General features: G+C 49.2%; 17 protein-coding genes and 1 pseudogene. 3 read left to right on the top strand and 15 right to left on the bottom strand.

Annotation, left to right across the window (positions count from 1 at the left end; translation table 11 throughout):
- The 13 genes from FH968_RS17630 to FH968_RS17570 are packed head-to-tail and all read right to left on the bottom strand — an operon-like array spanning position 1 to position 10,962.
- A complete protein-coding gene (locus FH968_RS17630) occupies positions 1 to 1,359 on the bottom strand; it encodes a DUF3383 family protein (RefSeq protein ID WP_139881956.1) in 1,359 nt (452 codons plus the stop codon).
- 4 nt (positions 1,360 to 1,363) lie between these two features.
- Positions 1,364 to 2,146, bottom strand: coding sequence for a hypothetical protein (locus FH968_RS17625; RefSeq protein ID WP_139881954.1), 783 nt, complete (start codon positions 2,144 to 2,146; stop codon positions 1,364 to 1,366).
- On the bottom strand, positions 2,143 to 2,493 hold the full coding sequence (locus tag FH968_RS17620) for a hypothetical protein (protein ID WP_223271334.1): 351 nt from the start codon (positions 2,491 to 2,493) through the stop codon (positions 2,143 to 2,145). Before FH968_RS17620 ends, FH968_RS17625 begins: the two co-directional genes overlap by 4 nt.
- Positions 2,493 to 2,969: a hypothetical protein gene (locus FH968_RS17615; protein WP_139881952.1), complete on the bottom strand. Its 477-nt coding sequence runs from the start codon at positions 2,967 to 2,969 to the stop codon at positions 2,493 to 2,495. The genes FH968_RS17620 and FH968_RS17615 overlap by 1 nt, the downstream gene beginning before the upstream one ends.
- The gene (locus tag FH968_RS17610; RefSeq protein ID WP_223271333.1) at positions 2,966 to 3,337 is read right to left on the bottom strand and encodes a DUF4054 domain-containing protein; all 372 of its coding nucleotides are present in this window, start codon (positions 3,335 to 3,337) and stop codon (positions 2,966 to 2,968) included. Before FH968_RS17610 ends, FH968_RS17615 begins: the two co-directional genes overlap by 4 nt.
- Positions 3,321 to 3,647 (bottom strand): hypothetical protein, encoded by a 327-nt coding sequence (locus tag FH968_RS17605; RefSeq protein WP_139881948.1) that lies wholly within the window; start codon positions 3,645 to 3,647, stop codon positions 3,321 to 3,323. The genes FH968_RS17610 and FH968_RS17605 overlap by 17 nt, the downstream gene beginning before the upstream one ends.
- 2 nt (positions 3,648 to 3,649) lie before the next feature.
- Entirely contained in the window at positions 3,650 to 4,585 is a 936-nt protein-coding gene (locus FH968_RS17600) for a major capsid family protein (protein ID WP_139881946.1), read from the bottom strand.
- 2 nt (positions 4,586 to 4,587) lie between these two features.
- The gene (locus tag FH968_RS17595) at positions 4,588 to 5,376 is read right to left on the bottom strand and encodes an Ig-like domain-containing protein (protein WP_139881944.1); all 789 of its coding nucleotides are present in this window, start codon (positions 5,374 to 5,376) and stop codon (positions 4,588 to 4,590) included.
- Complete coding sequence (locus tag FH968_RS17590) at positions 5,366 to 6,388, bottom strand: DUF2213 domain-containing protein (protein WP_223271332.1); 1,023 nt, start codon at positions 6,386 to 6,388, stop codon at positions 5,366 to 5,368. Before FH968_RS17590 ends, FH968_RS17595 begins: the two co-directional genes overlap by 11 nt.
- Positions 6,360 to 7,739, bottom strand: coding sequence for a phage minor head protein (locus FH968_RS17585; protein WP_189389199.1), 1,380 nt, complete (start codon positions 7,737 to 7,739; stop codon positions 6,360 to 6,362). Before FH968_RS17585 ends, FH968_RS17590 begins: the two co-directional genes overlap by 29 nt.
- Positions 7,714 to 9,075 (bottom strand): anti-CBASS protein Acb1 family protein, encoded by a 1,362-nt coding sequence (locus FH968_RS17580; RefSeq protein WP_139881940.1) that lies wholly within the window; start codon positions 9,073 to 9,075, stop codon positions 7,714 to 7,716. Before FH968_RS17580 ends, FH968_RS17585 begins: the two co-directional genes overlap by 26 nt.
- Positions 9,065 to 10,435 (bottom strand): PBSX family phage terminase large subunit, encoded by a 1,371-nt coding sequence (locus tag FH968_RS17575; RefSeq protein WP_139881938.1) that lies wholly within the window; start codon positions 10,433 to 10,435, stop codon positions 9,065 to 9,067. Before FH968_RS17575 ends, FH968_RS17580 begins: the two co-directional genes overlap by 11 nt.
- Complete coding sequence (locus tag FH968_RS17570; protein ID WP_139881935.1) at positions 10,435 to 10,962, bottom strand: hypothetical protein; 528 nt, start codon at positions 10,960 to 10,962, stop codon at positions 10,435 to 10,437. Before FH968_RS17570 ends, FH968_RS17575 begins: the two co-directional genes overlap by 1 nt.
- Positions 10,963 to 11,098: 136 nt before the next feature.
- Between FH968_RS17570 and FH968_RS17565 the strand changes: the two genes are divergently transcribed.
- Positions 11,099 to 11,785, top strand: a complete 687-nt coding sequence (locus FH968_RS17565; RefSeq protein WP_139881933.1) for a hypothetical protein — start codon at positions 11,099 to 11,101, stop codon at positions 11,783 to 11,785.
- A gap of 7 nt (positions 11,786 to 11,792) precedes the next feature.
- On the opposite strand, the gene FH968_RS17560 is transcribed toward FH968_RS17565, so the two are convergent.
- Together FH968_RS17560 and FH968_RS17555 are read right to left on the bottom strand one after the other, a co-directional pair.
- The gene (locus FH968_RS17560; protein WP_139881931.1) at positions 11,793 to 12,197 is read right to left on the bottom strand and encodes a hypothetical protein; all 405 of its coding nucleotides are present in this window, start codon (positions 12,195 to 12,197) and stop codon (positions 11,793 to 11,795) included.
- An 18-nt stretch (positions 12,198 to 12,215) separates the two neighbouring features.
- Positions 12,216 to 12,500 carry a hypothetical protein gene (locus tag FH968_RS17555; protein ID WP_139881929.1) on the bottom strand — a complete coding sequence of 95 codons (285 nt, stop codon included), beginning with the start codon at positions 12,498 to 12,500 and terminating at the stop codon, positions 12,216 to 12,218.
- Between the two features lie 421 nt (positions 12,501 to 12,921).
- On the opposite strand from FH968_RS17555, the gene FH968_RS17550 reads away from it, so the two are divergent.
- Together FH968_RS17550 and FH968_RS17545 are read left to right on the top strand one after the other, a co-directional pair.
- A complete protein-coding gene (locus FH968_RS17550) occupies positions 12,922 to 14,376 on the top strand; it encodes an ERF family protein (protein ID WP_189389196.1) in 1,455 nt (484 codons plus the stop codon).
- A 10-nt stretch (positions 14,377 to 14,386) separates the two neighbouring features.
- Positions 14,387 to 15,117: pseudogene (locus FH968_RS17545) on the top strand (hypothetical protein); the annotation flags it as partial.

Here is a 15,117-nt window from a genome sequence, read left to right as displayed (position 1 = left end):
TTACATCCCCCACGTTAAAGCGGTGCCAATGCCGTCAACGTGCTTGATGGCATAATTAAGGTAAAACTCGAAATACACAGACAAATTGCCTTTAATCTGCTGTGCTGCGGTGATTTGCTTCATGGTTGGACGGGTAACAGTGAACCCGCGCACAAATTCAGTGCCGTTAGAAAAGTTTTCCAGAATGCCGCCGTTGTCCTGACCCGTCTTTAAACTGGCTTCCATGTTCATGCAAACTTGTTCAATACCTGACGGCGCATAAAACAGCTTTTTCTGATTGATGGTCATGGTGGCCATATTTTTTTGCATATAGTCAGCCAGCCAGTAACAGAAGCGCACAACCTCAATGGCTTCACCGTCACCGCAGGTGCCAGGATAGGAAACGATTACCCCTGACCCATAGTTTTCAAACGTATTACCGTTAATGGCCGTAATGGTCTGGTAATCGGTTTCAGTGAAGTTATCAGCCACAACACCTGACAACGTCTTAAGCGCCCATGTTTCAGAACCCGGTTGCATGGTCAGGCAACGGCCAGCTAATGCCGCGTCCAGATAGTTAGACTCAACCCGCGTGGTGGTGGCAAAACTGCCCGCATATTGCTTATCAAACAGATATTGTGTGATACCGCCCAATGGCCACTTTGGATCCGAACTGTAGACAGCTCCGCCATCATCAATCAGGTTGGACATTTTGGTTGTCTGTGCTTCCGTCCAGTCTGCAATTTGGGTCAACAAGGTTGGATTGCGGGACGTAGTGAACGACATAAACCAATTATCATTTTGATGACGTATATCAGTGATAACGCCAGTGAATGAATCGGCCTTAACAACGGAGTAACCGACCGACACACCCGCACCAGCCACAAACACCAGACGACCAGCTACCTGATATTTTGACGGGTCGTTTTCATCTGCGGTAATACTTGCTGCGGCTGTACCTGTCCAGGCTGTGCCGTCAAAGGTCGCATGGAGAACCTCGGCACCCACAACGGTTGCAAGTGCGGCGGTGACGTCCTTGATGCCTGTATCATCGCCATTAAGCAAAATAGCCACGGATGAAAACGCACCGGAAATATCCGCCATCACAAGAGAATCAGGTTTTGGATTTTGCGCAAAATAAGCGTTGGCCGCTTTTAACGCTGCCCCCTTAACACCGTCATCGATAACATCATCATAGGTGGTATAGACTTTAACCGTACTGGACACATCATCAGGCGTGATGCTTTCAAAGTTATCTTTCGTCACACCGTAGAAACCCGGCGCGGGTGACAATTCAAGCCCAACACCAAAGACGCTATAACTGGCGACTTTAGTTTGACGGACAATCGTCATGTTAAACAGGCGGCGCAAGTCTGCCATGTTCTTATTCCCCTTCTCGTATTAGTTCAACGTGGGTCATGTCATCACTGACTTTCGTTTGTCCAATCCAGCCTTCTTGCTCGTAATGGCGGTAAACAAACGAAAACGACAAAACCACTTCAGCCTGTTGCTGATAACCGAGATTATTAATAAGGGGGGAATCATTGGACACTTCTTGCGACCTGTATAAATCAAAGCCCCGTTCAAACTGCCAGTAATACCCGCGACGCGTCTCCAGAATGGTGACAAGGTCATGAAGATACTGAATAGCCGTTGTGCTGCTGCGAATGATGGTCACATCTGCCCAGGCGTTAAAATCGTACCAGCGCCCCAGCTCATCAAAACCGCCGTCTATCTCATAAGGGCTTGTTGAATGAGAAGGCACATAAACAACCGCAAAGTCTGTGTCAGGCTCTGGCATGGATTGCAGGGCATAAACGGTGTTGTCCGTCCCCATTAACTCCACCAGCATTTGACGCGCACGAACGGCGGCAAAATATGGCGCACCGCGTAACACAATGGGCGTGACAGAATCAGAGGTCAGGCCAAACGGCGGGAATTTAATTACTGTCCCTACGGTCATCAACACATCAAGCGGCAAAGTATACGAACCGGAATCAGACGTAACGGATACAACGGCTACGGCCTGTGGGTCATCACCGTCATAAGCCGTGAAAACGACCTCTCCCGTGTTGCCACGTTCGCTAAAAACCGCCACTTCTTCACGGTATGACGGGTAAATAATTACCCCTTGCGCGGTCAACAAATTAACCGTTGCAGTATTCATCCGCTCACCTTCGTTTTGTCTGTGTTGGTGCAATAGAGTAAATATTCATAGTGATTAATGACGCCGTTTAACCACTCCTGACGCTCAACCACTTCATATTTTTTTCCACCACAAGTGACAACCGCACCGTTGTGCTCGCCTTCCTCCGTGGCTTTTAAGTCAACCTCCCCGATAGCCTCCATAAAATCGGATACTTTTTTACCCGTCAGGTATTCTTTAAAGGTGCCACCCCCGTTAGCCGGTTGCATACTCAACATTGCTGTAAATGGCTGGCCGTGGCTCTGACGATAAACACCGGCCACCAACTCCCCCTTTTCGGGCTGCATGACTAACACCTGACGACGCATTAAGAAACCCTCACAAATTTAACGTTACGGAACATAGACATTGAGTCCTGTAATGGCTTGTCGTGGCCTTTGCGCTTTATAGTCATGGCGGCATTGGGTTTATAAAGTGCGGAGTCACGGATGGTGCGGCGGGTAATATCGACAGTTTTTGAACCAATACGCGCCGCTGCCTGGTCTGCGGTAATCTGGCCAGTAATGACCATGTTGACCACTTCATAAAATGCGGCAGACCCCATCCAGTCAACGATTCTGTCTGCTGAATAGGTCATGAATGGACGTGACGGTATTTTGGTTTTACCTGCTTTGGTTTTGGTGCCAAAGTTATTGTTGGCGGCATACGGCGCTATAAGCCCCCCACCCGTGGCCGTTGCGCCTTTCTGTATACCAACCTTGAGTTTTATCCCCGCAAGCGCGCTGATGTTCTTACGGATAACCCGGTCAAAACCCATCGTGTTAAACTGTGCGCCGCCTTTCATGACGCACTACCCAACAGCATGGCACCGCCGCGACTCTCACTCACAATGTCTAAAAACTCCTGACCGTAAGTGGTGCCTTTCCAGCCTGCTTTTACACTGCCACCCTTACCCGTTGCGTAACTCTGCGACACCTTGCCCTCACGCTTGCTGACAACAGGCCTCATGCTCCCGCTGTTGCCTTCTATGGCGTAATACTGGTTAGCGGCGATATATAGCGCCAACAGATAATTCAATTCATAGCCGTCTTCTACCGCCGCCTGTAGGTCATAGACACTGGCGCATAATGACGAAAGGGCGCTAATAGCGCCCTCGTCAACGATGTAACCCGGTAAAAGAATGGCCAACCATTCTTTAATCGTTGTGGTCACCGTCGTCATCCTCTTCGTTTTCGTCGTCTACAGGCTCAGGCTGACTGACTACGGCGTCATGCGCCTTATTCAGTTTCTTTGCCTGCGCTTCAGTGACTTTAATCAGCGATTTCTTTTTCAAAAGCTGTGCCACACCTGACAGATTCAACGTTTCTTCAGACACTTCCACAGCGCCCATTGTTGAAAGGCGGATGTTGTCCAGGTTATTACCTTCCGCATCCTTGCCACGCTGCATGATGTGGATTGGACGTTGTGTCTTATTGGCCAGCCACACAGTGTTATTGGCTACAGTTTTGGCTTTATCGGTCATTATCAAACTACCTTAGTGGATTTAGACGCCGCCAGTGGCTGACGAACAATGACACCGCATGTCATAGAGATACACGGCACGGAAATATCAATCCCTTTTGGCTGTGGGGCAAGCTGGCGGAAAAGCACAGGCGTTGCCTGGCTGAAGTTTTCTTCATTCATGTCAATGGCCATGCAAACACCGTCTGCATCTAAATCAGGGTTTTTGCTGAAGGTTACTTCAGGGAAAGACTTTTTAAGGAATGAAAGCACGGTGTCGCTTGTGCCAGACAAACGTTTACTCTGTGCAATCGTCCATGCTTTAGATGGCATCTGGAATTTGCTGACATCAAAAATGGACGTGCCGTTTACAGCGGATATGACAGCGGCGGCATCTTCAACAATGGCATCACCATCCGCCGAACCCCACCCACCAGCAACAGCAACTTCAGGAATGTTGGGGTGATTGGAAAAACCAACAATCTTATATTCGTCGTTGCCTTTCCACAGGATGTTACTGATGGTGCGCTCATGGATTTTGCGACAAGATGTCCCTTCAATCTGCTTCAGGGGGATCCCTTTTTTGGCAGACTGCAACATCTCTTTATACGTCCAACCATAACCAAGCCCGACCGTGTACATTTTTGCAATGAAGGCCTCACCCTTTACGGTCATCATCGGCATATCAGTACCATACGCGGCCATGATTTTGGCCATACCTTGCGCGTCATACATGCGGTATTCAAACCATTCATCCGCATCTGTTACGTCAGGCTCTTGTGGGAAAAGGGTTAACGCCTGTGGAACAGGCATTTTCTTTTCGTAGATTTTCTTTGATACCGCAATCACATCATCTGCAAATATGATGCCCTGCTCATCAACGTTGACCTGTTGGCCATTAGCGCGCAACGTGCCTGCGCAATACGCCTGCATGATTTGCGTAATTTCTAGTTTGCTCATTCTCAACTTCCCGAAACAGTAACGGTACAAGTGGCAGTCTTCCCGCCGTCCGTTGTCGTAAATGTGATGGTTGCCGTTCCTGCCGCAACCCCAGTCACCAGACCTGATGCATTGACCGTGGCTTTTGTTGCATCGCTGCTCGTCCAGGCACCGCTTTTATCTGTGGCATTGGCTGGCGCAACGGTTGCCGTAAGCTGTTGTGTTGCGGCCACCACAACGGTTGCGGTGGCAGGTGCCACGGTTGCGCCAGTGACACTAATCACTGACGCTTCAGGCTTTCCCAATAGCGCACCATCAACGACCTGAATAATGGCCACACCGCCCAACAACGCACTCGTTGTGAATTTGGCGCGGGTCTGTCCACCATCTGCCGCTAACACGCCCCACTCCATAACGTTCGAAGTGGCGTTACGGCCAATCGGCACGGCAAGGTCACCATTTTTTGGGGTCTGGCCAGATTTCAACGCAACATAAATCGGGCCATCTTCACAAATCCCCTGCGAACTGTTTGCATCAACAGCATAGGCAGACGTTGCACCATAGGTGCGCGTTGGGGTCATGCCAAAGTTAGAGTGTGAGCGCACGGCCACACCACAAATCAACGTGACATCATCAGTGGATGCCCACGCAACAACGCTGTTATCCGTGGTGCCGAGTTTCACCGCATCGCCTGCATAAATCAGACCACCAGCACGACAAGATCGCACTTTGGCAGCACTGTTAAAAGACGGTAGAACGGCAAGTTGACCCGGTAGCCCCGCGTCGTAATCCGATTTGATTTCAGTTTGCATTAGCACCCCCGAAAACGCGTTTCTGGTAGTCGTCGTGACCATCACCATTCTGGCCATCTGCACTGTCATTATTCGTCGCTGGACGGCGTGGATTTTGCTTAAACTCTTTGGCAGGCTTCACGGCCATTGCCATTTGCAAACCAACATCAATTTGAGCGTCATCCCAACTGTCAGTATTAACGTCTGGCGTGGCCTTTTTGATAACAGCCAGTTTGACCAGCTTGATATCAAGGCTATCAACGTTAATGCCCAGCGCCTTTGCGTGCTCGTTAAGCTGCTGGCGGGCTTCCCCGTCTTTTACGCCGCGTGCGTAAGAGTCGCTATTTTGTGAATCCAGATTCACAATTTTCTTATTAGCGGCCAGTAATTCCCCGTTAAGGTTGCCGACCTGTTTTTGCAGGTCATCACGCGATTTGGTAAGCGTGGTAACCTGCTCCTGTAATTCATCAACGTTGACTTCTTTGGTCATAATTTCGTCCAGATTAAAGCGCGCATTGCTGTTACGTGGATTACGACAAATGATTAAGTGGTTGTACTTCGCCCCTTTCTGCAACGTGTCGTAATCGCCCCATTTTGACGTACCGGTGACTTTAGGTTTGCTGTCACACTGGTAACCGGCAGACGCCCCGCGCAATGATTTATCATTCAGGATTAACTTAATGGCGTTTTCATCCTGAACCAGTGACCGAGCAACAAGGTCATCACCACGCCTGAAGGCGTCAATCACCGTGCCAACATTCAATGCACGGTAATTTTTTGCAGTAACCTTGCCCCCTTTAGGATGCGGGGTCATGGCAACCGGCTTGCCAATAAGTGTCTTCATTGAGTCAGCGTTAAACAATTCGTCTTCTGACAAGTATTCTTTCGCGCTGAAGGCATCACCCTTGCCGGTGTCATAGGAAAGGATCCCCGCGCGGCGTACTGGAATATCAATCTGTAGCCACCCCTCGTCTGTAACTGACCAGTCCCTGACGGCATCAATGTTAATTTCTGTGTCGTGCTGCAATTTCATTTTCGGCTTCCTCAATTTCATCACTGCTAAATAACCATTCTGGCCAGCAACGGCAATTGATAGGCTGACCCGGATTTCCATCTGGTGGCGGGTGTGACGGGTCATAAGACTGACCTTCACGGTCAAAATGCTGCTTGCGCTCCCGCTCATCCAACATGCCGCGCCATTTGTAATAATTCATGCCTGCGGCTTTGGCCGTGGCCAACTCTGCATTCCATGCCGCGTTACTGGTGGCCGTGCGCGCGATGGACTTTGCTTTCCCTGCGGAAATGTCCATCTGTGATGTCAATTGCTCTTCCAGCCAGGGTAAAGATCGCCCTTCTTTAATCGCCTGTTGTGTAACCTTGATGCCGCGCTTCACTGCGTCAGCATTCATGTTTTTGATACGGTTGAAATTGTCCTCAACCCACTTGTCTGTAGCGGCGCTTAAATCTGGGTCATTCTCGAAAACATCAACGCTGATAAGGTCTTCAAGCTCTTCCTGTGACAGTTTCACACCGGGTGCCAGGCGCTGACCCTCTGCGGCTTTTATGATTAACTGGAAATTTTGTTCAACGTTGTTGATGGCATCTTTTTTGACAGCTTCCAGTGCTGGCGCACTGCTGATAACCGACAGATCCAGAAGCGGTGATAACACACGGGTAATTTCAGGCGCGACGGCACCGGCAGCATCTGCGGCAACCGGCGCACCCGTGACCACATCAACAAGCGGCTTTTTATCGAGGGTGAAAGTCTGGTAATGATTTTTCCAGTGCTCAGGCGTCAGGCCAAAATCACCGGCTTCAATCTGTTTGCGGACAACATCAGCATTGCGCGCAATTTGTGTCACGCTGTCTGCGGCCTGCCCAATACCGCCCGCCTCTTGTACGGCGTAACTTTTAGCAAGGTTACCGGCTATGCTCTGCTGTACACCTGCAATAATATGCGCGGGGATTGCGCCATACTCGCCATAAGGCATTAACCCTGCGATGGTATTCTTTTTGCCCGCACCGATGGGGGGAACGTCCACAGCTTGCGAGATAAACGCGCGGATAAGTTCGGTTTGTTTATCCCGTTTTAAGTGTGACCAGTTTGACCCGTACTTTTGTTTAAGGTACTTGCGAACCTTTTTAACTAACGCAGGTGACAGCGCCGCACCTGCGGCTTGTTCAACACCAACATCTTTGCCGTCTGCGGCATCTGTGTTGAATTTGACAGACGCCCCCGAACGGGCAACGGCTTTGTATGTCGCAATACAGGCTTGTATTACTGCGGCGGTGAACGTCCGCGCCTGTTTATCAAGGCGGGACGCTAACACAAGCTCTGCGGCTAACGGGTACGCTCCGTTATAGCGCGGCGTCGTCTTCATCATCTTCCGCCCCATTTACATCTTTGCCGTCAGGTTTGGTGCCTTGTGTTGGCAGGCTCTTTGTCAGTGTCGTAAAGGATGCGTATTCCTGCCCCGTGGCTCGGGCTTCCTCTGATGTGATGGCGCGCAGGTTGTAGTAAATTTGCACAATTTCGGCGCGCGTTTTGTCGGTGTCCGCATCGCGCTTGATGTCGCCTTGCGATTTATTCGGCACGAAATCTACCCGCAACCCCAGAAAATGACGCGCAATCGCCTTCAATGCCGGAATGATGTAGGTTGTTTGCTCGCTCTCAACAAGGCGCATCCAGACATCATCACCGCTGCTGTCACTGTTGCTTAGTCCCGCTTTGGTATTGGCCAGCACGGAAACAGGGAAACCGGATTCCGCACAAATCACACGAAAAGCCACATCAACAATATCCGCCTGGTTATTCATGTTGGATTGAAGGCGGGTTAATTCTTCTTCACCGTCTATGACAACAATGTCATTAAGCATTCGCGTAGCGGCAATGCCTCCGATACGTGACGCAACTTTCCGCTCACCTTTTTGCGTTTCAAGCTCTTCATCAAGCCCCTGACGCTTATAGACATCCTGAATGCTCATCGACAGAATCGACAAAATAAGCTCATGTGATAGGCCTAACCGCTCCAGTGATGCAAACACCCTGGACAAAATAGGCGTCCCAAATTCAGTGCCTGATATCTGGTAAAGCGCGTCATGGTCTTTATCCCCCATCAAAAAGCTGAATTGCTGCGGGATGAACACATCACCGCCAATCGGCGCTTTTAACTCGATTTGCCAGCCTTCAGGCAATCCAAACATTGACGAGCGATAATCGGTGTACCAGTCATTTGATGGTGTAATACGGTAAGACGGGTGCGGCCTGACAAACTCGTCACCAAATACGATGACCGACCAGCCAGCGGAACGCCGCCAGATTGCAGCCCGCGCAACCGCACCCCACACGTTTAAATCTTCAAACAGGTTTTCAACCGCTTTTTTCTGCTCTGGCGTATCGGCCACAATGGAATAGCCCGCCAACATAGCTGCCTGTACTGGCTCCGCGTTGATGCGATGGCCAATACCCGATTGCTCATCAAGAAACATGGCATTCAGTGGAATCAAGCCCGTTGCAATACGCGCTTGCATACGGCGTGCGGTTGGCGATGTCATGCCAGCGGCACCTTTTGCCCCTCCGCCGCCAATCCCGGCTACGCCCTGCATCATGCTGACATAGCTGTCATTATTTACATCCTGCACCACCTCGCCGCCAATCAAAGTGCCTTGTGTTGGCACATGCGCTGACTGTTGCCGCGCGGGTATTTTTTTACTCTTCATATGCGTCTAGTCCTGATTTAAATTTCAACGCGTGTGGGATGACCGCATCCGCATAGTCTGTGGATACGCCAATACGTTTTTTGACGGTTTTCTTGTCTTCTATCTGGATTTTGTCGTCCCTGTTGGATTCCCACTGAACACCGGTTGAATCCGACAAAATGCGGTCTTTATAGCGGCGCTCGATTTTGCTGGAAAAAGCAATCATGCCGTCCAGGGGTTTAATGCCGGTATCAAGGTAACGACAGGTATCATTCACGCGGTCACGGTATGCCCACCACGCCTGCGCCTTAAGATTTAAGAAGACTTCTTCATTGACGCGCCCGCCCCTGTATCGTTTGCGCTTGCGTTGTACTTCTCCATTGGCCACAAACTTTTTAAATATCATGGCAACGTCAGGGTATTTGTTAAGCTCCCCCCTGACTCCGGCACCGACGCCGACAGAGTCATAAATCAAAACTTCACATTCTTCTTCCTGCGCAATTTTTAACGCTTGTACGGCAAGCTGTGCAGGGTCACGCGCCTGTAGCCTGTTAACCCGCTCGCAGAAATGTCCGTCCCAAATGGTTAAAACAGAATCGTCAGCGCCTTCATCGGCCACATCCAGCACGGCAACCTTTTTGCCTGTGCGACACGCTTTGGCCAGAGCGGAATCTGGATCCACAAAAAGCCGTTCAAGGTTGCCCCTATGCACCACCGCACCCGCCGCTTCAGATACGGGTACACCTTCCCAAATGTTGTCATAACGGTCAGGGTAAAATTTGAGGCAAGTCTGGCGCTCTTTCTCAAGCTCTGGTGTGAAGTGCTCGTTGTCACTCCAGTTAACTTGCAGGACAAACCAGTCATCCTCCGCGTTAAGCACAAAGCGGATGTAAGTGTCATCCCATGCAAAGTCAGGGTTGAAAGTGACCCATACTTCAGAAAATGTGCGGCGGATGGTGGGTAACAAAATCTCCCATGCGGCGCTTGAAATGGAATGCGCTTCCTCAACCCAACAAATGTCCACACCCTCAATCGACTTGACGCTATCAAGATTCGACTGAAGCCCCATGAACATAAATTCCGCCCCTTCTTTTGAGCAGATAGCATTGTTGGTGATGGTAAATTCCGACTCATAACCCAAACGGCGGATAGTGTCGGAAAGTAACTGGTGCGATGACGCCGCAATTGATTTTTGTACGCGACGCAGACACAAAACACGCACTTCAGAACGGACAGCAATTTCAATAAGTGCTTCCGCCACATCCCATGACTTACCCGAACCACGTCCACCGAAAAGACATTTGACGCGATGCGGCTCAAACAATGGCCGCATCATGGCGCGCATCGGTTTTAGTTTGAATTTAGGCGGGTTGCCGCTCATTAATTCATGCTCCCGAAAATGTCATTTAACAGGCGGCGTGCTGTGCGCTTGCCTTCTTCGCTGATAGGTTTGCTGACATCAACACCGGCAAGCTGCATGATGCGTGCGGCCAGCGTGTCAAGGTCATAGCCGACTATTTCCAACCCGTGCTTTGTTCGCTTAACACGCTTAATGCCGGTCATGTCTAAATCTTGCATCCGGGATTGCATCACCTGCGCATCAACACGCATGTTGGATAATCGGTCTATCTGCCTGAAAATCTCGGCGGCAGTAGGCGCACGAAAAATGGCCGTCAGTTTGACTAAAGCCTCTTGTCTGGACAGCACATCACGCGAAAGAATGTGACCCCGATAAGTGTTAACGGCCTTTGCTATCTCACTGTCTTCTAATAATTTTTCGGCCTGATAGTCATCATTAAAACCTTTGTATTCACGTTCTCTGGATGTCGCATAACAAAAACCCGGCGCGGTTGTGGCCTCCGCAACAAGGCGGGCAAAGCGCTCATCACGCTTGTTTATTTTTTTCATGCACAAAAGCCCCCGTGTGCGCAGGTTACGCACGGGGGCTTTTTGATTGAATTGGTTAACTTGTGGGGGGGCAATCTACTGGATACCAGGAGATGGATATTTGCTATAGTGAATTTCTTTTTTAATGGAATGCTGCATGGATATCATCCAGTTACTGGAAGTGCTGAAGCCCGCAAAAGATGTCGTTACCGTTCAAATTGCAAACGATAAAGACCAATGGGCATCAGTTGTTGATCTTCTGAAAGCTGTTATTCCGGCAATTGTCACGGGTGGTGTGGCATGGCTGGCAATGAGCAAATCACACCAGCAGTACAAGGAAAACTCTAACCGTCAATCTGAAGAGTTTAAGCTCGGTATTGAGCAACAACTTAAAACATTAAAATTAAATGCACGGCTTGCAACGGATATAGAGCTCAAAAAAGAAAATTGCAGAGAAGTTAGGGTTGCCTGCATCAAATATTTGTCGGAAGCAAACTCTATCCAAGGCATAAGATCTAATCGAGCCATGTTCGAGAATTTGGCTAAGCAGTATCCAGATAACACGAATTATGTTAATGAGTTTTATAATGAAACAGCGATTTTCATGCAGGCTAAAACGAATCTTTCAAACCATTTCTTGCTTCTTTTGTCCCATCTCAACGAAAAAGGCGATGCTGACCTTCATAGCGCCATAGTTGGTGTATATGATAATTTTGGTATCAACGACTCGACGACACCTAGTGCAGCAGGAGACTCAACAGCAGCCTGTAGCAATGAACTCAGAAAATACATCAGTAGAAAACAGCAAGAAATCATCGCTCTCACGGACTCAATTGATAATTAACATGGCTTTACGGGTAGTTATCTACCCGTAAATAATAGAGGTCAATGGATATACGCATGTTTTCCCGCGCTTTTTTCAGCTTTTCTGGTTCAAATACAATGACGCCAAACCCGGAAAGTTTCTGTTGTTCTGCGATGGATTCAACATAGCTATACCAGGCTTCTTTCAATTTTTTGTGTTTTGACTTACTTGTTCTGTTTAGAAGTCTCTCAAAATCAACTTGATCCACTCGGTTTGGTAAATCCGCGACATTTTCTCTGTGCTTCTTCAGCTTCAGCGACACTATCTCTGCAATGTCGTTAAATTCTTTGCGTTTGTCACGGCCTAAAGCAAAGTAATTGGTACATATTACACCAATCCCCACCCCCAAAAGCCCCACAATCAAGCTACTGAAAATGCTCACAACATCCACTTTAAATACCCCATGAACTTAGCCCTTCTTGAATTGCTCAACATGAACAAGCCATTCCGATAGTGCCTTTTCCACAATTTGGCTTAATTGCTGGTACGTGTAACCATTTGCCGCTGCAAACTCCTGAATTTTTGCCCTGTCGCTTTCTGTATACTGATTACTTCTAACGATATTCCCAATAATCAAACCTACACCACCTTTGACCGCGTCAGTCATTCCATTAATTTCGCCAAGATAGCGAGTTGTGAAATGCAATAATTGGATGCGTAAATCAGCAATATCTAATCCGTATGTTTTATCCATATCGTTCATTCCAAGTTAAATTGATCACCTTTTGATCTATACGGATAGATAGTTACCCGTTTTTTCATTCAGGTCATTGACCAATGTTGCGATTGGCGTTATTTTTGCCCTCGGTGCTCAAAACACCTAATAACAAACAGCGGTCATTCACCCCGTCAGCGTGATTTTTTTGTGCCTAAATTTTATGCTCTGGCGGTGCTATACCGTCACAGTGCTGATTTATGGGCTGGAGTGCGACTAATAGCGCGGGTTTACCTGCGTAATACGTCCGCCGACTGTTTGCGGTTTTGAGCTCCAGCCCACCCCACCTCAAAAGTGGGGATAAGTCTCACAAACAGGAGCAAGCACAATGCAAACTCAAATTCAGACAGTTTCATCACTCTTATCCAATTTAAGCACCCTGCTTACTGGACTCTCCCCCATGACTACAGAAAACCAAAGCGAAACCGCAAACACTGACCCGGTCATCAATACTGCCTCAAATCCGGTCAAAAAAGTGGAAACGGCCAGCCCTGCCATGCACGAAGTAAACACACTCGGATCCCAATTTAGCGACGTGCGCGCCGCTATCCAGTGGGTATCCCACGAAGCAAACAACCCGGTTAAGAATCGCTATAGCACTGAAGAGCATTTTGCGTGGTCTGATTTACCCGAACTTTACCGCGTGATTAAACCGCTAATGTACCAGGCGGGTTTATTCCACTCGCAAACCATGAAGACCAGCGCAACCGGCGTGCCTGAAATCGTCACCACCTTCCATCACATCCCGACTGGCACCGAATGTGTGTTCACAATGGAAACCACGTTAAAAGGCATCCGTAAAAATCAGCATCTGGACGAGTGCCAGCAATGGGGCTGGACAGTCACTTATTGCCGCCGTTATGCCTTGTATGCGGCGTTAGGTCTTCAGCCTGATGATGGCGGCGACCTTGACGGACTGACCCGCCGTGAACGCAACCGCATTGGCGCGGCTTCCCGAAACGCATCACCGGCCACCAGCACGGCGCGCGAATGGCTACCAATGCCAGGTAAAGAAGGTGAAGCCGCCGAACGTGCCGCTGTTAAGTTAGGTGCCGAACCATTCACACCTGAAGAGCACGCACGCGCTGTGGAGCAAGAGCGCCGCTTTGCGCCGTTGACTAATGATGAAATAGACTTTTTAAACCGGGTCACACGCCCGCTTAAGGGTGACTACCGTGAACTTGACTCACTGCGCCTGAAACTGGAAGCGGAGTTATTCGACAAAGTGCGCAATGGCGTCGTCACCTTCTATGATGAGGAAGACCAGAAGCGCGCGCTTTACCGCGTGTGGCTGGAAGCGTGCCAGGAGTATGACGGTATCATCACCGCAAAAATTATCACCGGCACTGATGAGGAATCAGACGCATTGATTGCAAAGCACTTTGGCGAGGATGACACGCAAGCAATGCCGGTTTATTGCCCTGAAGATTTGGCCAGCCTTGATGCTACTGCGCCTGAAGAGCTTGAGCGCCTGAAGGCAAAGCGAGAAAAGCACCTTGAAGACGTGGCAAACGGAAAGAAATCAACCCGCGTTGATAATGCTGAAGAACTGGACGCAATCGTCCTGGCTGTTAAATCAGGATTGCCACCAGAATCGTCTTTCCATGATAGCGTAACACTCTCAACCGTTGACCTGACCAATGAGCACGCCGTGTTGATGCGTCAAAAGGTGCGATTGTGTCAAGAAATTGCGGACGGCGAAGGCACCACAGACGAAAAGGTCATGATGATTAATCGGGTCTTGTCACGCACTGACTTTCAAGCACACAAAGAAATCACTGAAATACTAGCCAGGCTCACCAATACCGGCGCGCCCGCCTCCGTCCAAATCACGGAGGATGATTTACCTTATTAGACGGTGATTTATGGCTGAAGACTATTACAGCGCGCTCATGATGCGGCGCGCCCTGCCAACTACTCAAAACCTGAAAGCTATCACTGAACCTGGCATTTACCCCGTTGACGCGGGCAATGCCACAGCCCCTAACTCAGCCGCTGGCACCCTTGAAGTATTCCTCCCGACCACCAGCCCAAAAATAAAATTCATAGCCTCTGACTGGAACGTCTACACGCTTGTTAATGGTAGCTGGCAGGGGTTCGGAACGGCAGCAATACGCAATGTTGCTGATGAGTCAAACCCCGGTGCACTGGTGCCTGTAGGTTACAAAGGCAATTTTAGCCCTGATTGCAATCATGGGGCGATTGATTTTGCGACGTATCCGTTTGTTGTCGGGGAATCACTTTTTATTGATGTACGCACATGCGCCAATAATCCTCCGTTTCTTGCTCAGGACTATTACTACATTAACGTCATCGCTGCGACTAACCCGGCAGCCAGTGCGCGAGTTAACAGGCCATTGGTTCAATTCATCCGTTACTCTAATTCGACACTTATTCTTGCAGTGCGTGAAGATGATGGAACAAACATAAACTGGCGTTATTTTCGGGCGGTACAATATGACGCTAACAACAGTAATGTCACTATACCAGGCGGTTTAAAAGTTTTAAGTGGCTCAACAGAGTTAGCTCAAAACGCTATCTATATACGTGGCGGTGGGAATAAACATTTATGGTTTCATAACGCATCAGGCGAGGA

The sequence above is a fragment of the Buttiauxella sp. B2 genome (assembly GCF_006376615.1).
Lineage (GTDB): Bacteria > Pseudomonadota > Gammaproteobacteria > Enterobacterales > Enterobacteriaceae > Buttiauxella.
This window is presented reverse-complemented; position numbering and strand designations above follow the sequence as displayed.